This window comes from Variovorax sp. FG153, assembly GCF_057809595.1.
Genome location: NZ_JBMDKG010000009.1, coordinates 177,056 through 196,581, shown reverse-complemented (window position 1 = coordinate 196,581; position 19,526 = coordinate 177,056). Strand labels below are relative to the sequence as shown.

Annotated in this window: 24 protein-coding genes, 1 tRNA gene and 1 pseudogene; 3 read left to right on the top strand and 23 right to left on the bottom strand. The window is 60.9% G+C overall.

What is annotated here, in order from left to right; genetic code table 11:
- Positions 1–162: 162 nt before the first annotated feature.
- From ACODT0_RS13620 to ACODT0_RS13610, 3 genes are all read right to left on the bottom strand, one after another.
- Entirely contained in the window at positions 163–1,131 is a 969-nt protein-coding gene (locus tag ACODT0_RS13620) for a hypothetical protein (RefSeq protein WP_296731914.1), read from the bottom strand.
- A 69-nt stretch (positions 1,132–1,200) separates the two neighbouring features.
- Positions 1,201–1,611 carry a hypothetical protein gene (locus tag ACODT0_RS13615; RefSeq protein WP_296731918.1) on the bottom strand — a complete coding sequence of 137 codons (411 nt, stop codon included), beginning with the start codon at positions 1,609–1,611 and terminating at the stop codon, positions 1,201–1,203.
- A 117-nt stretch (positions 1,612–1,728) separates the two neighbouring features.
- Positions 1,729–1,971, bottom strand: a complete 243-nt coding sequence (locus ACODT0_RS13610; protein ID WP_296731921.1) for a hypothetical protein — start codon at positions 1,969–1,971, stop codon at positions 1,729–1,731.
- Between the two features lie 203 nt (positions 1,972–2,174).
- On the opposite strand from ACODT0_RS13610, the gene ACODT0_RS13605 reads away from it, so the two are divergent.
- Positions 2,175–2,525, top strand: a complete 351-nt coding sequence (locus ACODT0_RS13605) for a helix-turn-helix domain-containing protein (protein WP_296731923.1) — start codon at positions 2,175–2,177, stop codon at positions 2,523–2,525.
- Positions 2,526–2,854: 329 nt separating this feature from the next.
- Here the strand turns inward: ACODT0_RS13605 and ACODT0_RS13600 are convergent, their stop codons facing one another.
- The 10 genes and pseudogenes from ACODT0_RS13600 to ACODT0_RS13555 form a co-directional block, all read right to left on the bottom strand.
- Complete coding sequence (locus tag ACODT0_RS13600) at positions 2,855–3,823, bottom strand: DUF932 domain-containing protein (protein ID WP_296731926.1); 969 nt, start codon at positions 3,821–3,823, stop codon at positions 2,855–2,857.
- Positions 3,824–3,873: 50 nt separating this feature from the next.
- Positions 3,874–4,281 (bottom strand): hypothetical protein, encoded by a 408-nt coding sequence (locus ACODT0_RS13595; RefSeq protein ID WP_296731929.1) that lies wholly within the window; start codon positions 4,279–4,281, stop codon positions 3,874–3,876.
- 215 nt (positions 4,282–4,496) lie between these two features.
- Positions 4,497–4,763 carry a hypothetical protein gene (locus tag ACODT0_RS13590; RefSeq protein ID WP_296731932.1) on the bottom strand — a complete coding sequence of 89 codons (267 nt, stop codon included), beginning with the start codon at positions 4,761–4,763 and terminating at the stop codon, positions 4,497–4,499.
- Complete coding sequence (locus ACODT0_RS13585) at positions 4,760–5,518, bottom strand: DUF7227 family protein (protein WP_296731934.1); 759 nt, start codon at positions 5,516–5,518, stop codon at positions 4,760–4,762. The genes ACODT0_RS13590 and ACODT0_RS13585 overlap by 4 nt, the downstream gene beginning before the upstream one ends.
- Before the next feature lie 252 nt (positions 5,519–5,770).
- A complete protein-coding gene (locus tag ACODT0_RS13580) occupies positions 5,771–6,184 on the bottom strand; it encodes a hypothetical protein (protein WP_296731937.1) in 414 nt (137 codons plus the stop codon).
- 106 nt (positions 6,185–6,290) lie between these two features.
- Positions 6,291–6,518 (bottom strand): hypothetical protein, encoded by a 228-nt coding sequence (locus ACODT0_RS13575; protein ID WP_398501857.1) that lies wholly within the window; start codon positions 6,516–6,518, stop codon positions 6,291–6,293.
- On the bottom strand, positions 6,515–6,781 hold the full coding sequence (locus ACODT0_RS13570; RefSeq protein WP_296726115.1) for a hypothetical protein: 267 nt from the start codon (positions 6,779–6,781) through the stop codon (positions 6,515–6,517). Before ACODT0_RS13570 ends, ACODT0_RS13575 begins: the two co-directional genes overlap by 4 nt.
- Positions 6,778–7,488, bottom strand: coding sequence for a hypothetical protein (locus tag ACODT0_RS13565; protein ID WP_296726119.1), 711 nt, complete (start codon positions 7,486–7,488; stop codon positions 6,778–6,780). The genes ACODT0_RS13570 and ACODT0_RS13565 overlap by 4 nt, the downstream gene beginning before the upstream one ends.
- Positions 7,489–7,540: 52 nt before the next feature.
- Positions 7,541–7,825, bottom strand: coding sequence for a hypothetical protein (locus ACODT0_RS13560; RefSeq protein WP_296726123.1), 285 nt, complete (start codon positions 7,823–7,825; stop codon positions 7,541–7,543).
- Positions 7,826–7,930: 105 nt separating this feature from the next.
- Positions 7,931–8,218, bottom strand: a pseudogene (locus ACODT0_RS13555) (YqaJ viral recombinase family protein); the annotation flags it as partial.
- 1,025 nt (positions 8,219–9,243) lie between these two features.
- Here ACODT0_RS13555 and ACODT0_RS13550 point away from each other — a divergent pair.
- Both ACODT0_RS13550 and ACODT0_RS13545 read left to right on the top strand, forming a co-directional pair.
- Positions 9,244–9,447 carry a helix-turn-helix transcriptional regulator gene (locus tag ACODT0_RS13550; protein WP_296726130.1) on the top strand — a complete coding sequence of 68 codons (204 nt, stop codon included), beginning with the start codon at positions 9,244–9,246 and terminating at the stop codon, positions 9,445–9,447.
- A gap of 287 nt (positions 9,448–9,734) precedes the next feature.
- Entirely contained in the window at positions 9,735–11,027 is a 1,293-nt protein-coding gene (locus ACODT0_RS13545) for a YagK/YfjJ domain-containing protein (protein ID WP_296726132.1), read from the top strand.
- On the opposite strand, the gene ACODT0_RS13540 is transcribed toward ACODT0_RS13545, so the two are convergent.
- The 10 genes from ACODT0_RS13540 to infC all read right to left on the bottom strand — a co-directional run bounded on the left by ACODT0_RS13540 (position 11,024) and on the right by infC (position 19,459).
- Positions 11,024–11,647, bottom strand: coding sequence for a hypothetical protein (locus ACODT0_RS13540; RefSeq protein WP_296726135.1), 624 nt, complete (start codon positions 11,645–11,647; stop codon positions 11,024–11,026). The genes ACODT0_RS13545 and ACODT0_RS13540 overlap by 4 nt on opposite strands.
- Positions 11,648–11,678: 31 nt before the next feature.
- Complete coding sequence (locus tag ACODT0_RS13535) at positions 11,679–13,136, bottom strand: tyrosine-type recombinase/integrase (protein ID WP_365957848.1); 1,458 nt, start codon at positions 13,134–13,136, stop codon at positions 11,679–11,681.
- A gap of 200 nt (positions 13,137–13,336) precedes the next feature.
- Positions 13,337–13,413, bottom strand: a tRNA-Pro gene (locus tag ACODT0_RS13530).
- A 26-nt stretch (positions 13,414–13,439) separates the two neighbouring features.
- Entirely contained in the window at positions 13,440–13,901 is a 462-nt protein-coding gene (locus ACODT0_RS13525) for a MerR family transcriptional regulator (protein WP_409976585.1), read from the bottom strand.
- A 73-nt stretch (positions 13,902–13,974) separates the two neighbouring features.
- Positions 13,975–14,346, bottom strand: coding sequence for an integration host factor subunit alpha (locus tag ACODT0_RS13520; RefSeq protein ID WP_057596652.1), 372 nt, complete (start codon positions 14,344–14,346; stop codon positions 13,975–13,977).
- A 5-nt stretch (positions 14,347–14,351) separates the two neighbouring features.
- Positions 14,352–16,793, bottom strand: coding sequence for a phenylalanine--tRNA ligase subunit beta (pheT, locus tag ACODT0_RS13515; RefSeq protein WP_489041489.1), 2,442 nt, complete (start codon positions 16,791–16,793; stop codon positions 14,352–14,354).
- Positions 16,794–16,856: 63 nt separating this feature from the next.
- Positions 16,857–17,933 (bottom strand): phenylalanine--tRNA ligase subunit alpha, encoded by a 1,077-nt coding sequence (gene pheS / locus ACODT0_RS13510; protein ID WP_057596654.1) that lies wholly within the window; start codon positions 17,931–17,933, stop codon positions 16,857–16,859.
- Positions 17,934–18,048: 115 nt separating this feature from the next.
- The gene (rplT, locus tag ACODT0_RS13505) at positions 18,049–18,408 is read right to left on the bottom strand and encodes a 50S ribosomal protein L20 (protein ID WP_012747009.1); all 360 of its coding nucleotides are present in this window, start codon (positions 18,406–18,408) and stop codon (positions 18,049–18,051) included.
- A 26-nt stretch (positions 18,409–18,434) separates the two neighbouring features.
- Complete coding sequence (gene rpmI, locus ACODT0_RS13500; RefSeq protein WP_057596107.1) at positions 18,435–18,638, bottom strand: 50S ribosomal protein L35; 204 nt, start codon at positions 18,636–18,638, stop codon at positions 18,435–18,437.
- A gap of 200 nt (positions 18,639–18,838) precedes the next feature.
- A complete protein-coding gene (gene infC / locus ACODT0_RS13495; RefSeq protein WP_082322072.1) occupies positions 18,839–19,459 on the bottom strand; it encodes a translation initiation factor IF-3 in 621 nt (206 codons plus the stop codon).
- Positions 19,460–19,526: the final 67 nt, after the last annotated feature.

Sequence of the window (19,526 nt, the reverse complement as noted above, 5' to 3'; positions counted from 1 at the left end):
GGCGGCAGAGCTGATCGTCGACATCGCCGTCAAGGCGAGTTCACCGGACGCTTACCTCGAATGACAAGACCGCTGAACTGAAACAAAAAAAGAAGGCAAGCCGGGTTTGGCTTGCCTTCGGATAAATGAAAGTCTCTGATCTAAGGGAGAATAAAAGCGACCCTAGTTGGCGGCTGCCTGCCCCTTGTACTTGAAGCCGCTCAATCCGTCCCTCTCGATCGGAAAACGACTGTCGAACAACTCATTCACGCCTCTCAAGAAGCCCTTGTTCGCAAAATAGGTCAGGTACTCCCGCATCCGCTTCGGATCCCAAAGATAGACGGCCATTCCTTCCCGCCCTTCCTGGTCGTCGATGAAAAGCGCGGATCTCACGAGCTCCGCACCGGCACCCTCGCGATAGCGAAAGGAGGTCCTGACCTCCGTGGAATGGTCCTTGGCATAGTAGGCCTCCACCTCCTTCGCCACTTCCGAGCGGGTCTGCTCCACGGCTTCCTTGTACTTGTCCTGCCAACCGAGCGCTAGGCCAACCGCCTTGAACGCCTCATCGACATCGAGCTGGAGCTTCCGCTTTTCTGCATCGACTTCTGCGAGTACCTTCTCTCGTGCCGCGTTGGCCTGGGCGAGATTCTCCGCTTGCTTGACCTCCCATGCTGCAGGGTCCGGGGGAGCCTCACCACCTCGCAAGGCGGTGCCGCTCAGCGAGATGAAGCGGGAGTACTTGGAGTTTGCGACGGCGCTGACCTGCCGGTCCGCATCCGCCACTCTCATTGCAAGCTGGGCTAACTGCAGCTCTTGAGTACGCAGCGCACCCACATGCACGGTCTGCATCCCGCGCACATAGATCCCTGCTGACCCTTCTTCCAGGCGTGCATGGACCTTCAAAGCCTCGAGCTCCGCTTTTTTTGCCGACTCGACCAACGCCTCATCCACCTTCACCTTGCAGGTGTGCGTGACGATGGTGACGTTGTTTACGAGCTCGCTGGACCAGTCGGTGCTCTTGCACTCCTTGATCTTGTCGAGGTTTTCGCCAAACGTGAACTCGGCCCCCTGAAGACGGGAGTCCTTGACGGCGGAGATTTTGCTGTCGCCGCAAGCCGCGAGCATGGTGATGCCCAGGACGATGCTGAGCAACTTGAGTGTTCTAGTGGAAATCATGGGTCGAGCCCGTCGAATGAAGTTGTTGGTGAAAGGCCACGCATGTCAGCACCGCGGCTTGCCGCGGCTGCGGCGACGCGGGTCTGTGCCGAGCACGGCGCCTTCTGCCGTGATGCACACGCCATCGGCGCAGCTGTAGCCAGGCAGTCGAAGAACCGCAGGATCGGCATCGCCGATCTCGCAGCGAAGCTCGTCGAAGTCGAACTCCTTGTAGCTACGCACGTTCTCGTTGGTCGTGTAGTACACGCCGCTCGCGCCGGCTTGCACCCGGATCGGGTAGACCGGAAAGCGCATGTCTCTGCTCCAGCCCTGGATCTGGATGTCCATGGCCGAACGATCGATGTGGTGCGGCACCGCATCGGGGTTGGTGAGAGGATCGCTCGCCTGTGCCAAGGCGGCGAAGGTGATGGCGTAGGCGACGAGCGCCGTGCAGACCGCGACATGGTTGGGTGTCATACGGGGCCTTGGTAGGTTGGATTGATAAAAGCACCGTCCCCGCGCGGGTTGCGTAGCGCAGGGGATCGAAGACCTCGAGGGATGACCCCGTCGGCCGTGCTTCCTCGCAACCAGCTTCTAGAGCGTGGTGTGCTGCACCGCTGCAGAGGCGGAGTCGCGTCCAACTGCCGCTCGCGCGGGCAGCCTGATGAAGGCCAGAACGCCCAACACCAGGATGCCGGCCCAGGGAATGCACAGGGTCCAGGCCAGAAGGCCCCAGGCGCCGTGGTAGCCGAGCTTCTTGGCGACGCGCCAGCCGAGGACTGGCGGGACGGCGAGACCGATCAAGATGAGGAGGTGATAGATGTTCAACGAGCCCATGAGCTTTGAAGGTTTGGTTGATAAATAGAGTCAGTGCCGCCCAGCGACCATCAGCCCATGAAGGTGGGCGGGGAGAAACGGCTCGAAAAATGTTTTGATACGTAGCCGAACTATAAACAACCTTTTAGGTTGATAGTCAACTTTTTAAGACCTTCCTCTCGTTGAGTTGGTACCCAACCATTCCAGTTGGAAATGGAGGGCCTATGCCGGAAGAGGAAAAGCAACTCGCAGCTGTAGTCGGTCGGGCCATCGCTAAGCGCCGGATCGCTAGCCACCTCACGCAAGAGCGGGTGGCCGAGCGTTTGGGGATCGGTGTAGAGGCAATGTCCCGCATCGAGCGCGGACTGGCGCTGCCCACTGTCGTGCGGCTCGGGGAGCTGGCCGACATTTTTGACTGTGATATCGCCGATTTACTGACGGAAACCAGTTCGCGCGCCACCGACCAGGCGAGCCAGCTTGCGCGGCTGTTGTCCAAGCTCAGCGGGCCTGATCGAACGATGGTGCTGGGCATCGTCGAAACTTTGACTGAGCGCCTAGAGCAGGGACGACCATGAGGAAATGCCCGGCCACTCGAACAACGCCGTAAGCAGCGGTTTCATAAGGCGCCGTAGCTGCCTCCAAAGATCTCTCTCGGCGAAAACTGCGCGCTGATTAGCGAAAAGTGCTTCACCGTTTAGCAACCAAGAAGGCCCCGCCGGCCTAGCAGAAAACCCACCGCCATCCCAAAGAGAACGACGAGCGCATAGGCAAAGAGGTATTCGAGGGGACTAGCGCTCACAAACATGGTTTCTCCCACTGCGCCCTCGTTGAGGCAGGCCATCCCAAAAGCAAAACCCCGGCTCCTTTCGGTCGCCGGGGCTTTGTGCCGTAAGGTCGAACGGGCTCATGACGCAAGCTCCAGCGCAGCCTTCAACGCACGCTCCTTCAATGCCGCCCCTTGGCCGAACCAGGCGCTATCCAGCCGGTAGTCAGCGTCCCGGGCCCTGCGCTCGTGGTCCACGAACTCGGTCACCGCGTTGAGCAACCCCCAGGCGGTGTTCTTCGCCGAGGACAGCTCCGCTCCCCTGCCCTGCCCATCGAACAAGGCCTGCACTTTCTTCAGCGCCCGCTCGTTCTGCAGCTTCTGGTCAGCAGGCGAATCCCAGGCAGCATTGCACAGGACCTTCAGGAAGAAGTTCGAGGCCTCACTCGCCTTCACCTTACGATCGGCAAGGATGCGCATGCGGAACATGAACTCGTCCCAGCCGGCGACCGCGACGCCGAGTTCACGCTTGACCGCGTCAGCGTCGAAGGCCGTGCTGTGGGACACCTTGACGGCCCCTTGAGCGGCTCCCAGGGCTGCGGTGAGTGAGTTCTCGCAGGCCACACGGATGGTTGTCGGCGTCGCGATGGTGGCGATTGACCCATCGCACGACGTCGCCAGCAGCAGGTAACCACGAACGAGATCGCTGCCCTTCAGGACCGCCTCTCGTCCTGTGCGCGCCAGCGCCCAGAACTTGCGCCCGCCCTTCAGGACACCCGCCGTCTCGAGCTCATAGCCGGAGATCTCGGTCAGATCCCGGTAGAACTCCAGCACTTCCAGCGGCTGAACGACCTGGTAGCGGCTGCTCACGACCGACAGCGGCAGTTTGGAATCGCTGCGGTAGAGCACCTTCTGCGATTCATAGGCCTGCAGGGACTGTGTCGCTTCGCCCTGCCCGGTCATGAACTGCACGGGCGCTTCCTTGATGGTCCAGTCCATCCCGGCCTTCTGAACCCAGGCGTCAACGGATTGGTGGGGTTCGAGCACATGGCCGGGACGCTGCCGCCCGGCCTGCTCGTTGAGCACGATGGATTTCAGAGTAGTCGACATGATTGATAGATTTCCTTGATGTGAAGTTGGTGGTTGAACAAACCGTCTGCTTAAAACGTAGGCACAGAAAAGCTGTGCCCACAGTTCTTGCAGCGGCGGTTGTGGAGGACGGAGGCGTCGATGGCTGCTCCGAGCGATGAGCCGACTCGGCAGCCAGCAACCCCGCCGCTGATGCCGCCAAGAACGGCTGACGAGACAGGCCCGAGCCAGGACGCACCGGGGATGGCGACAGCAGCCCCCAGCCGGTCGTCGTCCAAGGCGCTGCTGAGCACAGCGCCGCAGACGCCACTGACGATGCCGGCCAGAGTGCCGATCAAGGCACCGACGCGTTTGCCGAGCTCTCGCTCGCAGACTTGCGGCGACTTGCAGCTCGGACAGCACTCGCCAGCGAACGCGCCCGCGCGATAGTCGTCCTCGGTCGAGTCGAAGTTGGGGTCAAAAGAATGTTCACTTTCCATGGATGAAGGCCGAGTCGTTCACCGCACCGCGGTGCGCGACTCGGTGAGGGAGGGGTCGAAGTGGGAAGCCGAGGCAAGCGACGGGCGTTCTTCGAAGAGCGCCGTACCGGCCATGTGCTGGATGGCATTTCCAGCCGGCGCATGACATCGCCATGCGGTCAACGTGGACCCGGGCGCTTCGCTTGCATGCCCTGGACGGCGCCGCACGCCCCACGCTAGCGCCAGGCCTGGGGGCGGTCTTGATGGATGAGAGCCGATCGGTCGTAACGAATGTCTTCCTCGATCGCGTAAGGCGCTTGGCGCAGCCGAAAGGGGTCCTCTTGCTTGAGCGCGAGCACTCCTCTGTCCACTGACGCCAGAAAAGCATCATCGAGCAGGTCGTTGACGCCGAGGCCTCCGGCACAAGATCCGCGGGCCCCCTCTTTCGCTTCGGCGCAAACCTTGCCACCCGCCACAACAGGGTGCTGCTTGGCATTGCTCACGCCGCGCCCTCCTCGAGGAAGATCTGCTCGACGCGACGCGCCCCACCACCATGCGCGGGAAGCCCCACGATGACGCTGCGGTCGCCACGCTGGCACAGTCCACAGTTGAGGCAATCCGTGTCGCCGAGAACCGCTGGGCACACCACCACGAGGCGACCTTTGGGCGTGCGCAAGGACTGGCGCGCGTTCGAAGGCAACGCGACGACCACCGGCGCGCACCCGGTCGACACGTAGCTGTCAGCCTGACGGAGGGTCTCGGCGCTCAGGTTCACCGTGAACCCATCGTTGTTCGCACGACGCAGCGCCTCGCGATTCGCACCGCGTGGCTCATAGTGCGTGTAGGTGAAGCCCCGACGACCTTTGTTCGCCTGCACCAGCATGTCCAGGAGCGGGACGTCCAGCTCGCCCGTCGAGGTTGGCGTCAAATCGCCGGCCTGGTTGTGTCGCCACAAGGCGCCGCGCCGGACGGTTGCGACATCCTCGAGCAGTTCTTCGAAGGAGCCGCCTCGGTGCCCTTCGCTGACGGCATGCCAGTGGAGGGCGAGCGGCCCGCCGTTGGCGTAGCAGCCGCCTGTGCGGTAGCTGCAGCTCGACGGACAGGAATTCTTGCTGGTCGTCGTGACAGGCATGGGGCCCGTCTTGGCGTTCCTGCTGATGCGGGTGAAGTGGTATGTGAGAGGGGTTGGGATTGCTTGGGATGGCGTGAAGATGCCCGGACGATCCGGGTCACCGCGCACGGCGATGCCACTGCGCATGAGCAGTACTCCTGGGTTGGGATGTTGGTGCCGCTGGAAGAGATATGCCGCGGCGAGATCACGGCGAGAGGCCCAGCGGGATTGCCACAAGGGCAAGCGCGCGGATAGCGACCCGAGGAAGGTGTACGGAACGCCCGGGGGCGCTCGTCAGCAGTCGCTCGGCAGAGCACGTCTGCGGCGTACATAGACCACCACACGGTGTGCGATACCGAGCCGGTCGTGGATGACGATGTGGCGAGAGAACTTCATTCCTCAGTTCTCCTCGCCCAGCTTGTGCAGGCGGTTGCTGATGCGATGCAGGACGACTTGATGGTCCGTATGGCTCAAGTCGGCCTCGAACTCGTCCCAGCTCCAGTCGCGCGCGAAGAACATGCGCTCATCGCCGAACAGGATCATGGCGACGTCGAAGTGCTCGATCCAGTCGTTGTGACCCGAAAGCTGCGGGTAGCCCAGAACCGAATTCGCCGTCACGCCGAGGCTCTGGAAGTACGGATCCGTGGGGAGCCAGCCGCCGAAGCAGGCGGAGGGATCGCCGGGGCGCCTCCAGTGGTCCAGCTGCACCGCTTCGGGGGCGAGCGCATCTAGCATCTTCCTGGCTGCCCGCAAATTTGCGACCCAGAACGCGTCGCGCTCCTGGCCAGTCATGCTCTCGATGTTGAAATTCATGTTTGTTGATAGAGGGTTGCGGCATAGGCCCGACGACAAGCAGACCCCGCGCGCGGAGCCTGCTGTCATCGGGGAATGCGCGTTGGGGAAAGGGGGCTGGGCGCGTTCAACGCCCGAGATAGCCGTTCAACTTGCTGCACAGCTCCATCGCGCAGCCGTGCCAGGCGGCGCCGGCAACCAGTGGGGTGTCCAGCTCCGCGGGGGATTTCTTGGCGACCGAGCTTGCGTAGACCTGTATCGCCTGCAAAACGAACGCCTGAATCAGCGCGCCGTGTTGCGAGTGCTCCATCAGATCCACGACGAACTCGACATTGGTCATCTGTTCACGGTTCACGCTGCCGGTCCCCCATCCGCAGCGCCAGCACCATGCGCCAGCACTTCGCATCGAGACTGGACAATCTCGAAGCCGGCGCCAGTGATGCTCCCGGGGTCCAGGAGCATGACGACGTCGTCGCCGCAGCCCGAGCGCATGGCCGTCCAGGCGTGCGCGCTCAAGCCATCCAGACCTGCACGCTCGGCTGCGGCTGCCTGAAGGGCCTTCGCGTCGTGGATTCGTACCTGGGCGATGAACACGACGGTCTGGAGCTCCATGCTCATAGAACGCGCTCGCCTTCGGCACGCTGCGCTTGATGCCGCACCTGCTCCTTCGGTGGCGCATGTGGCCCTTCTGCAGGAAGAAGCTCTGCCTTGGCAAGCTGTCGGCTCGACATGCGAAAGCTCACGCCATCGCTCTCGCGGCGCACCCTCCAGCCGCTACGCCGCAAACTGCGCACCAGCACAAACACCTGCGTGCCGTACTGAACACGCGCTCCCGCGCGAACCGCCGCACGGCGAGCAAGTCGAGCCGCATGGAAGGCTCTAACTTGCTCGCGCCAGGCGGCCGCGTACGGCCCAATGGGTGCGTCTGCCTGAGACAGGAACGCCAGCGGACAGTCGTAGTAGAACGGTCCGCTGCTCTCGTCCATGCTCTTGACGAAGACCTCGCCACGGCGACTCTCGATGAGCGACAGGCCAATCCAGGTGGTTGTCGAGCCGTCTGCGCCTTCCATGCGCGCCAGGTACCACAGTCGGTTGCCGATCACCCTGGAAGCGAGGACCGACGCACAGGCTTGCAGATCCTGCAGCGTGTCGCGAACCACTTGCTGCTTTGTGCCGCGAATGACTAGCGTCCCCACATCACCCTCCGAAAGCCCGGAGCGCACCGAGGAAATGGCCGACGGCAGCCAACCAACACTTGAGAGAAAACGATAGATCCACTTGAAAACTCCTTTCGATAGAAACGATGCAAACAAAAAGGCCCGCAAAAGCGGGCCGGGAAGGATTTGGATGGGAAGTCGACGGAAGCGAGAACTGAATTCAGTGAGTGGGGTCTAGCGCGGCATACGCGCGATCCAGTCGCTCGATCGGCAAGGTAAGCAGTAGTCTCGGGTCAATCGCAAGATCGACAGGCGGGGGTCGCTGCGATTGGACGCACTGCCAGAACGCATGCTCCTGAGCCAACAGTTCTTCCGCTGCTTCGGCGGTGCTATGGACGCGGTGGACTTGCAGATCACGTCCGCCGACGAGAACCATGACGTCGAGCGTTCGAGCGGAGGCGACGACCAGTTCGTGAAGCGCGCGGGCCCTGACGTACAGAGGCATCTCACCGCTCCAGTGAGCCGCCTCCGGGAGACCCGCGGCGATGCACAAAAGCAACTGAAGGTCCGTCGAACCACATACCGATTGAGCACCGCCGCCAAGCATCCAGGAATGCTTTGGGTGTGTCGTTTGTCGCGCGGGGCGAAGCTTGCATCCGGCTCTCAGTCGATAGTGCGCGCTGAGGACGGTCTCGAGGACGTGCGCCCAATAGTCTCCCGACGCTTGATGCGAGCTTGGAACGCCGCCTGCAGGAAGCATTTCGCGACGGCCGGTCATTTCCATCCACAACCGAACGGGCGACTTGAAGGGACTCAAGCCGAGTGCGACGGCAGCATCTGTTCCAGAGAGTCCTGGGGGTTGAGAAGCTTTGCTTTTTTCAGGGCGTCGACCGCTCATCGCGATTTCCCGGCTTCAGATGTGAGAAGCCCCGCGATCCTTTCGAATCGCGGGGCTCAACGTAAATAATATTCACGCGTCTGTCCGGCGGCTTGAACCGAGTGCAGGCAAATTGCTGCGTGGAATCGACTTCAGTCTGATTTAGATTCATGTCATATTTGTTGAACTGCGGAGACGAGTTGTGTGGCTTGCCTCCGTTAGGTTGTAAGAGCTGAACTGGGCGACGGCAACTCCGTACTAGAAAGTCGAGTGGCGCTACGCGCTTACTCTCAATCTCCCATACGTTATATAGGGCTGAGAAAATCTGGGTTTGAGTTTTCGAGATGTCATGGCTTGCATCCCTAATGCATTTCCTAAATCTCGACGAACGCCTAAGCCAAGATTGAAAAACACCAGCGCATGGACCGCATCTCTGCCAAAAGAATTGCACGTCCTCGGCCCGGCCCGTTCGCTAGTCAACTCTTCCAAAACTTCCACAGTTACTCAAGGTGCGACCAGAGACACTCCTCGAGACGGCAGGCGCCGGATAAGCAAGGAATCGGCGAAGACCATGGCGCCGTACGGCGTCTGTATCGCTTTTCGAAAAATCGATGCAATGCACGGGCAGGACGACTCCATTCCTGAGCCTCCCTCCGAGTTGTCGACGTTGCTTTTATGCAACAAAATCAGTCGTGACTCGACGATCTTCTCGCCGTCTGTCCTTGTTAAACCGAAGCACGGAATCGCAGTACACAACCGTTTCGCCGGGCGTTCTGCTGTAAAGGGGCCGGGCTGCTCCCCGAGGATCTAAGTCGTGCTCGGGAGAACTAACTTTTTGAACATAGTTCGACAACCCTGGACAGAAGGCCGCAACAGGCGATCTTCTTGCAAGCGCAATTATTTTCAACCACAACGGCGAATACATGTCAAGAGAGCGAGGCAATCTTTTTTCACGCGTCTACCGTGTCGCTTCAAACTGATCTGCCTACGAGACTTCAAGAGAACCCTGCGCATAGGGCGCGGGCAAACCAAGGAATCTCACGACCATGTCTACCCCCCCACTGCAGCACGCCAAGGTGCTGCGCATGAAAGAGGTCTGGAAGCGCCTCGGCATCTCGCGTAGCAAAGGTTACGAACTCATGCGCAAAGACCCCCTGTTTCCGAAACGGGTGACCCTCGGCGCACGCGCCATGGGGGTCTTGGAACACCACCTCGACGCCTACATCGAAAGCAAACTCGCCGCCGCCTGAACGGAGGAGTGGCGAATTCTGAGCACTAACTTTTTTTGTACTGACCTCTACAAAAGCGGGAATTTGCCTGGTCCGTGACCTCCTAAATAGAGGACTTCCTGGCTATCCGGCAATGTTCCGGTGTGGAGTATTTAATATACCAACCATCTCATTACACGTCACCTCAAACAAACCCAGAATAAGGAAGTCAAGCGATGCCGATGTTCAAGCATCGGCACACCACCTTGCCTTGCAGAGAGAGTCACCTCGCTAACTGATCACATCAACACCATCAACTAAATTCAAGAGTGAGCAAGGAGGGCGCAAGCCCTCTTTTTATGAACATTTTGAATTCAACATTACCCAAGCAGCGACCCAAATCCTGGGTCGAGCTGAGACAGCTTCAACGACGTCGCAACGAGGTTTTTTCTTTTTTGGCAGCGAAAGCACGCAGCGATTTTTTGGAGCGCAAAGACGAAGATTATCCAAGCAATCTTGACGTGATCGAAGGGGAATCGAAGGGAAAAGCCGTATTAGTCAAGCCCACCCCGCAGATCGATTGCGACGGCGGGGACGAGGACAAGGACAACGAGAGCCTTGGGGCCGGACACTATAAGAGCTTTGAAGATTTCGCAGAGAAAGAAAGCCTCCGGCTTCTCTATCATCTAATTGCCCACGTCAAGCTTATTACGAAAACCAAAAATCCACTTTTTCACACCCGAAAAATCTCATCTCATGAATTTCGATTGAAAACCAACCCGACAGGCCGATTCTTTCTCTCAAGCTTGTCGACCGCTCATATTGTTCAAAAGCATTTTCTAGCCCAGCGACTGAATCCCTATTTCAAGCTTTTCTGGAAGCATGCCGCCGAACCGATGCAGGCTATCATCGAAGCGAACCCCGGACTGATTTTTGATTCCGAAGAGCAAGCTGGCAAATTTTCCGATAGCCTCAACAATTGCATCAATGAACTCCGGGAACTCGCAAGTTCTAAAAAATTCATTAAGGAATGCAACGACTTTTTCCGAAGCTCAAGAAAAAACAACCAACAACTCCTTAAGTATGTCCGCCGACACAGCGAAACGAATGGCCGACTGCTGATCTGCAGGTGTGACCTAGGAGCAAAGAGAGACGCCTCACTTTTTTATCAGGCAAGCAATCTTCGCCAAGCTCAAATCCTCAAAGAGAGTTACAAACTTCTTTTCGAATTCATCAAGAAGCGTTTTGGAGAAAAACTCCTCGGATTCGCTTGGAAGCTTGAATTTGGGGTGCGGCGCGGATTCCACTACCATCTAATGCTAATCTTCAACGGTCGAGAATTGAAGTCCGACATTTCGATTGTACGAATCATTGGCGAATATTGGAAAAATGAAATTACCAAGGGCAGCGGCACCTATTTCAACTGCAACGCTTACAAGGAACACTACAAGTCTTGTGGAATTGGAATGTTTAGCAAAGAGAAAACGCCTGAGAAGTGGGAGGGCATAAAACTGATGTGCGCTTACTTGACGAAAGGCGATGACCTTGTTCGGCTCCACCTCCAAGGCATGCGATGCTTCGGCAAAGGGAACATGCCCAAAACCGAAGCTCTTGTTAGCTAGCGAAAACGCTTAACGTCGGCCCTCCGGCTCGCTATCATAGCGGCAGTATGACCATCAAATGCTGCGGAAAAAACTCCATCTTTTTTCCATCTTTTAAAATGCCCGATCAAGTTGAGATCGGGCATTTCTTTTTTTGTGATTTCTTCATAAAAATCAACTAAGACAGGGTGAATTTCTTCACACGCCCGGCTATAGCTTTGCCAGCCGTCCGAAGGAGCCAGCGATGCGAAGAGTTGGACAGCTTTGACTTTAAGGCGAGAATCCAATTCATCGGCTTCCGCCGGAATCACTTCATAGTCTTCAATTGGCTCCAAACGGCCAAACAATCTAGAAGCCTGCATCAGCGCAGACCAAGCAGACAATTCTTCACCCGCCTGCTTTTTCGATTTTGCAAAATCGATATTTCTAACAACAGAGGCCCAGACCTCTTCGACTTCTCCTTTTGGAAGATTTTCGAGCAAAGGAATCTGATCTCCTTTCTCAAACCCTAGCGTTCGCTGCGCATAGCCAGCTTGCATTCGTAAATCAATAGAGATCAATTTCGGGTGAAGTTCTGCAAAATTCTCGACCCAACTTTTCACATGTCCGGCGCAGATTTCAAAATAGTTTTCGAAATTCATGGGCGGCGCTTTCTAGGCTTATGAGTGCAGTTCATTTTGAACGAAGTTCGGCCACCGCTTGGGCAAAGAGTTGGGCCATACTTTCTCGGCCTTCCGGTTTCTCTATAGGCTGCGGAACTTCCTGCTTCTCTATAGGCAGCGGAACACCATGACCAGAGCCCTGCGCAACGCGTTCCCCTTCTCTAGCCTTCAAAAAATCACGCACTACGCTGGCCATACCCCCTCCGGTTGCAGGCTCGATCTGGCCTGACGCTGACTTCCGAGTAGTCGTGAGCTCGTGTCGGCACAGCTCGTCGAGGTAGTCAGCCCAGCGCTGCATCATTAGCGTGCGCTGCTTGAGGTACTGGGTGCGGTTGTAAGCCCTTCCGTTGGCATCTTTCACTGCATGTGCCAACTGCGCCTCGATCACCAGGGGGTCGACCTCCAACACTTCAGCAAGCAAAGTCCGCGCCGTGGCCCTGAAGCCATGGACGGTTTGGACGTCTGGCCCATACCCCAGGGTCAGAAGAGCGGCGCGAAGGGTATTGTCCGAGATTGGGCGGTCGTGACTGCGCTCGCCCGGAAAAACCAGTGTGCTGTAACCGGTGAGGGGGTACAGTTTTCGCAACAATTCCACCGCCTGGGTAGAAAGCGGGACCAAATGAGGATCTCCGTTTTCCTTGCCCTCGATACGCCGCTTCATCCGCGCAGCTGGCACGGTCCACAAGGCATTGTCGAGATCAAACTCCGCCCAAGCGGCACCCCTAAGCTCGTTCGGACGTTGGAAGAGCATAGGAGCCAATTGCAAAGCCGTACGCACGATGTGCCCGCCTTGATACGCTCGGATAATGCGGATTAGCTCTCCTAGCTTCGCTGGTTCTGTGATGGCCGCAAAGTGGCGCGTCTTATGGGGGGTTAGGGCCCCCTTGAGGTCAGCGGTGATATCACGCGGCGCGCGAGCCGTCGCCACGGCATAGCGCCATACGGCCCGCGAAGTCATGAGGACCCGCCCGGCCACGTCGAGCGCCCCCCGCTCCTCAACCCGGCGCAGTGCTGCTAGCAACTCGATGGGTTCGATCTCGCCAATGCGGCGAACCGCGAAGTGCGGAAAAAGATCCTTCTCCAGGTTGCGTTTTTCGCGAATGGCGTAGTGACTGCTCCAGCGCGCACGATGCTTTTCGTACCATTCAAGCGCGGTCTCGCGAAAGGTGTCGCCTGTGTTCACCGCAGATTTGAGCTTGACGACCTGTCTGGCTTGGATGGGGTTGATTCCGGCCGCCTTCTGCGCCTTGGCAACGTCACGCGCCTTACGCGCCGCAGCCAGCCCTACGCCGGGATAGGCACCGAGTGCAAACTTCTTCTCAACACCCTCGATCCTGAATTTCCAGAACCACCGACGGGAACCTGAAGCAGAGACTTCGAGGTAGAGGCCGCCGGAGTCGGCATACCGAGCCTGCTTTCGCTCGGGCGGGCACGTCGCGTTTCGGCAGGCAGCATCAGTTAAGGGCATGAATTTCGTCGAGAAGAGCTGGGGGCTGGGGGTACAGATCCACCGATCCAGAGGATAGCGGCGCTTGGCCCCCCACACGTACCCCCTATTGACGCTGGCAGTCACTGGATTTCAGTGTACGACTGCGGATGCCGTAGACGCAGCGCCCCAATGAAAAAGGGCGTCCGGCGGATAAAGCCGGACGCCCTTGGACGTCGTATTGGTCGGTGTGAAAGGATTCGAACCTTCGACCCCTTGCACCCCATGCAAGTGCGCTACCAGGCTGCGCCACACACCGAAGCTCTCGATTATAGCCTTCTCTTTTCAGCGTCCGACGGTCAACAACTCACGAATTTCAAAAAGCTCGCGGCGAAGCTGCAACAACTGCGACAGGTCGACACTGCGGGCCGCGTTCGGCACTGCTTCCTCGTCGTGCAGCGCGGCCTCGAACTCCTCGTGATCGATCTCGACGGCCTCCATGCCTTCGAGCGGCACCTCGCCGGCCTTGCGGCGGTCGCGTTCGTGCTGCACCAGTTCCTGCAACTTGTTGCGTGCACCGCTGATCGTGAAGCCCTGGTCGTACAGCAGGTCGCGGATGCGGCGGATCATCAGCACCTCGTGGTGCTGGTAGTAGCGCCGGTTGCCGCGCCGCTTCATCGGGCGCAACTGCGTGAACTCCTGCTCCCAGTAGCGCAGCACATGCGGTTTCACCCCACAGAGTTCGCCGACCTCACCGATGGTGAAGTAGCGTTTGACGGGGATGGGCGGGAGCGCCTTGTCGGCCATGTTCTCCATTGAAATCAAGTCTGCGCGCGGCAAACCTCAGAGGTTACTCCACGGGAGCGCGCGCGAACAAGCCCTATTCGGAACCCAGGCTCCACTCGACCTCGGGGGAGGCGTTCGGATCGATGTTTCCGTGAATCTGTTCCTTGAGCTTCGCGCTCGCATGGAAGGTCGCGACGCGGCGCTCGCCGATCGGAATGGCTTCGCCGGTGCGCGGGTTGCGGCCGGGGCGCGGCGCCTTCACGCGGATCTGGAAGTTGCCGAAGCCCGAGATCTTCACGTCCGTGCCTTCGATCAGGCTGTTGGCCACCAGGTCGAAGAAAGCCTCGACCATGTCCTTGGACTCGCGCTTGTTCAGGCCGATCTGCTCGAACAGCAGGTCGGCCAGATGCGCCTTGGTGAGCGCGGGCGTCTCGAGTGCTTCGAGCGTGAATTCGACGGCATTCATTCGGGTCATCCTCTCAGGCGTCCGCCCACCTTCGCGGCCAGTTGATCGACGATGGCGCGCACGGCCGGCTCGACCTGCTCGTCGGTCAGGGTGGCGTTGTCGTCCTGGAAGCGCAGGCGCACCGCCATGCTCTTCTCGCCGGGTTGCAGGCCGCCGGCCGCGGCCACCGTGCCGTCGCGCGCGGGCTGCGGACGGTAGATGTCGAACAGCACCGCGTCGCGCAGCAGGCCTTGCGCGGCACCGGTCGAATGGATGGCGTCGATCAGCGCATCGTGCGTGACGGCTTCCGCCACCACCACCGCGATGTCGCGTTCGACCGCCTGGTGCTTGGGCACGGCTTGCGCCACCGGCACGGGACGCGCGGTGACGGCATCGAGGTCGAGCTCGAACAGCACGGCGGGCTGCGCGAAGTCCCATTTCTGGCGCCAGCGCGGATGCAGCTCGCCAACGAAGCCGACGGCCTTGCCCTCGACGATCACGCGCGCCGAGCGGCCCGGATGCAGCGCCGGATGCTCGGCGGCTTCGAAACGCGGCACCAACGGCGCGAGCAGCGCCTCGACGTCGCCCTTCACGTCGTAGAAGTCGACGCGCTGCGACTTGCCGTCCCAGCGTGCCTCGTCGGCATCGCCCCAGGCGAGGCCGGCCACGCGCATCGGCTGATGCACGCCGCGCACCGTGCTGTCGGTGGTGGCCACGCTGTCGTCGCGCAGGAACACGCGGCCCACCTCGAACACGCGCACGCGCGGCGCCTTGCGGTCGAGGTTGAACTTGAGCACCTGCAGCAGCGAACCGAGCAGCGACGAACGCATCACGCTCATCTGGCTCGCGATCGGGTTCAGGAGCTTGACCGGGTTGTCGTTGCCCGCGAGCTCCTTCTCCCAGTCGGCTTCGACGAAGCTGAAGTTGATGGTTTCCTGGTAGCCCAGCGCGGCCAGGCCGCGGCGCACCGCGAAACGGCTGCGCTGTGCCTCGGGGCGCACGCGCGCGGTGATCGGCGCGAGCGGCGCGGTGGTCGGCAGGTTGTTGAAGCCGATCAGGCGCGCGACCTCCTCGATCAGGTCTTCCTCGATCAGCAGATCGAAGCGGTGCGGCGGCGGCACGATGGTCAGCGTGCCATCGCCTTCGGTCAGCGCGAAGCCCAGCCGGCGCAGCGCATCGGCGCACTGGGCCTGCGTCAGCGGCATGCCGATCACGCGCGCTGCACGTGCCACGCGCAGCGTCACGGGCAGGGCCTCGGGCACGCGCAGGATCTGGTCGTCCATGGCGCCGGCCTGGCCACCGCAGATCTCGACGATCAGCTGCGTGATGCGCTCGATGATCTCGACGGTGCGGCTCGGATCGACGCCGCGCTCGTAGCGATGGCCGGCGTCGGTCGAGAAGTTGAAGCGGCGCGAGCGGCCCTGCACGGCCTCGGGCCACCAGAACGCGGCCTCGACGTAGATGTTGCGCGTGTCGTCCGAGACCGCGGTGGCGTCGCCGCCCATGATGCCCGCGAGCGATTCGACCTCGCGCGCATCGGCGATCACGCCCACCTTGTCGTCGACCGAGATGGTGTTGCCATTGAGCAGCTTGAGCTGTTCGCCGGCCTTGCCCCAGCGCACGGTGAGGCCGCCGTGGATCTTGTCGAGGTCGAAGATGTGGCTGGGCTGGCCGTACTCGAACATCACGTAGTTCGAGATGTCGACCAGCGGCGTGACGCTGCGCTGGCCGCAGCGCGCGAGGCGCTCGACCATCCAGGCCGGCGTGGCGACCTTGGTGTCGACGCCGCGCACGATGCGGCCCGAGAAACGGCCGCAGAGCTCGGGCGCCTCGACCTTCACGGGCAGCTTGTCGGCGAAGGCCACCTCGACCGGCGCCACGGTGCGCGGCTTGAGGGGCGCGCCGGTCAGCGCGGCGAGTTCGCGCGCCACGCCGTACACGCTGAGGCCGTGCGCGAGGTTGGGCGTGAGCTTGAGCGTGAGCAGCGTGTCGTCGAGCTTGAGCACTTCGCGCACGTCGACGCCGATGGGCGCATCGGCCGCGAGCTCGAGCAGGCCGCCATGGTCTTCGCTCAGCTGCAGTTCGCGCGCCGAGCACAGCATGCCCTGGCTCTCGACGCCGCGCAGCTTGCCGAGCTTGATGAGGAAGGGCTTGCCGTCCTCGCCGGGCGGCAGTTCGGCGCCCACCAGTGCGCACGGCACCTTGATGCCGACGCGCGCATTGGGCGCGCCGCACACGATGTTGAGCAAGGCGCCCTGCCCCGCGTCGACCTGGCAGACGCGCAGGCGGTCGGCGTTCGGGTGCTGGACGGCTTCCTTGATCTCGCCCACCACGATGCGCGTGAAAGGCGGCGCCGCCGGCCGACGCTCCTCGACCTCGAAGCCGCCCATGGTGAGGGTCTCGGCCAGTTCGGCGCTGTCGATGGGCGGGTTGCAGAACTCGCGCAGCCAGGATTCCGGGAATTGCATCTCTTCGATCTCGATCTGTTTTTCTGGTGTGGAAGGTCTCGTTTCATCTCGCGCGTCAGCGGGTCACTGGAATTGCGAGAGGAAGCGCAGGTCGCCGTCGAAGAACAGGCGAAGGTCGTTCACGCCGTAGCGCAGCATCGTGAGGCGGTCGGGGCCCATGCCGAAGGCGAAGCCGATGTAGCGCTCGGGGTCGAGGCCCATGTTGCGCACCACGTTCGGATGCACCTGGCCCGAGCCCGACACCTCGAGCCAGCGGCCGGCCAGCGGGCCGCTCTGGAACTGGATGTCGATCTCGGCGCTGGGCTCGGTGAACGGGAAGAAGCTCGGCCGGAAACGCAGCACGAGGTCGTCCCGCTCGAAGAAGGTGCGGCAGAAGTCGGTGAAGACGACCTTGAGGTCCTTGAAGCTCACGTTCTCGCCGAGCCACAGGCCTTCGCACTGGTGGAACATCGGCGAGTGGGTGGCGTCGCTGTCGACGCGGTAGGTGCGGCCCGGCGCGATCACGCGGATCTCGGGCGCCTTGACCGTGCCGGTGGTATCGGCGGCCGCGGCCGCGAACTCGGCCGCGTACTTCTTGATGTGCTGGTGGGCGTAGCGCACCTGCATCGGGCTGGTGTGCGGACGCAGGTTGTAGGGGATGCCGTCCTCGCCGTTCAGGTCGACGTAGAAGGTGTCCTGCATCGAACGCGCCGGATGGTTCGGCGGGTTGTTGAGCGAGGTGAAGCTGTGCCAGTCGCTCTCGATCTCGGGGCCGTCGGCCACGTCGAAGCCCATGCTCGAGAAGATCTCCTCGATGCGCTCGAGGGTGCGGCTCACGGGGTGCAGGCCGCCCGGGATGCGGCGGCGGCCGGGCAGGCTCACGTCGAGCGCCTCGGCACGCAGCTGCTGCGAGAGCTCCTCGTCGGCCAGTTGCTGGCGGCGCTCGTTGAGGGCGGACTCGATCGCCTGCTTGGCCACGTTGATGGCGGCACCGCGCGACTTCTTCTCGTCGACGCTCAGCGCGGCCATGCCCTTCATCAGCTCGGTGATGCGGCCCGACTTGCCCAGGAACTGGGCCTTGGCGTTCTCGAGCTCTGCGGGGGTCTTCGCCTGCGCGAAGGCGGCACGTGCGGTGTCGACCAGGGAGTCCAACTCGTTCATAGCAACAACAGATTTCTTCGGGGAAAAATAAAAAAGGGCTGGTGCTCTTTCAAGCGCCAGCCCTTGTGCCGTGGGCGCAGGAAACTGTCCGGGGACGGTTTCCCGCTGTGCAGAATCAAGCAGCCAGCTTGGCCTTGACCTGCTCCACGATGCCCGCAAAAGCGGCCTTGTCGTGCACGGCGATGTCCGCAAGCATCTTGCGGTCGATCTCGATCCCGGCCTTGCGGATGCCGTTGGCGAACTGGCTGTAGGTCAGGCCCAGTTCACGCGAGGCGGCGTTGATACGCGCGATCCACAGTTGACGGAACACGCGCTTCTTGGTGCGGCGGTCACGGTAGGCGTATTGGCCTGCCTTCATCACCGCCTGTTTGGCGATGCGGAAGACATTGCCGCGGCGACCGCGGAAACCCTTGGCGAGTGCGAGAACTTTCTTGTGGCGGGCGCGAGCCGTTACACCACGTTTGACGCGAGGCATGTGATTACTCCTTGTTCGTCAGTTGATCAAATGCCCATGCCGGGCAGCATCGCGGCCATCGAAACCATGTTGGTTTCGTGCACCGACACCGCACCACGCAGGTGACGCTTGTTCTTGGTGGTCTTCTTGGTCAGGATGTGACGCTTGAAGGCTTGACCGCGCTTGACGGTGCCACCGGGACGAACGCGGAAACGTTTCTTCGCGCTGCTCTTGGTCTTCATTTTGGGCATGTGAATGCTCCTTTAATTTGTGCTCGTGAGGCGCCTTGGATGAACTCCATGGACTTGTTGGCCCCGAGACACTTCTTCATCCCGCCACCGCCCGCGCTGGCCTTTCGGCACACGCCGGCGATCGGCGAAATCCCTTCAGATTCTCATCCCCGATCAAGTCGGCGGCTCGCGCCACCGGACTCGACCGGGTTTTTCTTCGCTCAGGCGCCGGCCGGAGCCGGTGCCGCCGCGTTTTCCGTCGCCGGCTTCGCCGGAGCCCCACCGGGCTTCTTGCGGCCCGGCGCGATCATCATGATCATCTGCCGGCCCTCGAGCTTCGGAAACTGCTCGACGAGGATCGTGTCGCCGAGCTCGTCGCGGATGCGCTGCAGCAAGGCCAGACCGAGTTCCTGGTGCGTGATCTCACGGCCCCGGAAGCGCAGCGTGATCTTGCACTTGTCGCCATCCTCAAGAAAGCGCCGGATGTTGCGCATCTTGATGTTGTAGTCGCCATCGTCGGTACCGGGCCGGAACTTGATTTCCTTGACCTCGATGACCTTCTGCTTGGACTTCGCCTCGGCCGCCTTCTTCTGCTCGTGGTACTTGAACTTGCCGTACTCGATCAGGCGGCACACCGGTGGATTGGCCGCCGCGACGACCTCCACCAGATCCACGTCCTGCTCACCGGCGAGGCGCAGGGCCTCCGCAAGACTCACAACACCCAATTGCTCGTTATCCGGGCCGATCAGGCGGACTTCCGGGGCCATGATTTCCCGGTTCAGGCGATGTTGGCGTTCCTCGCGGTGGCGGCGGTCGCGAAATGCAGTAGCGATGGTTGGTATCCTCTAAGTTTTGCTACAAAAAAAGTAGCGAAAGCCGCTCAGTCCTCGCGGGCAAGCGGTACATTTG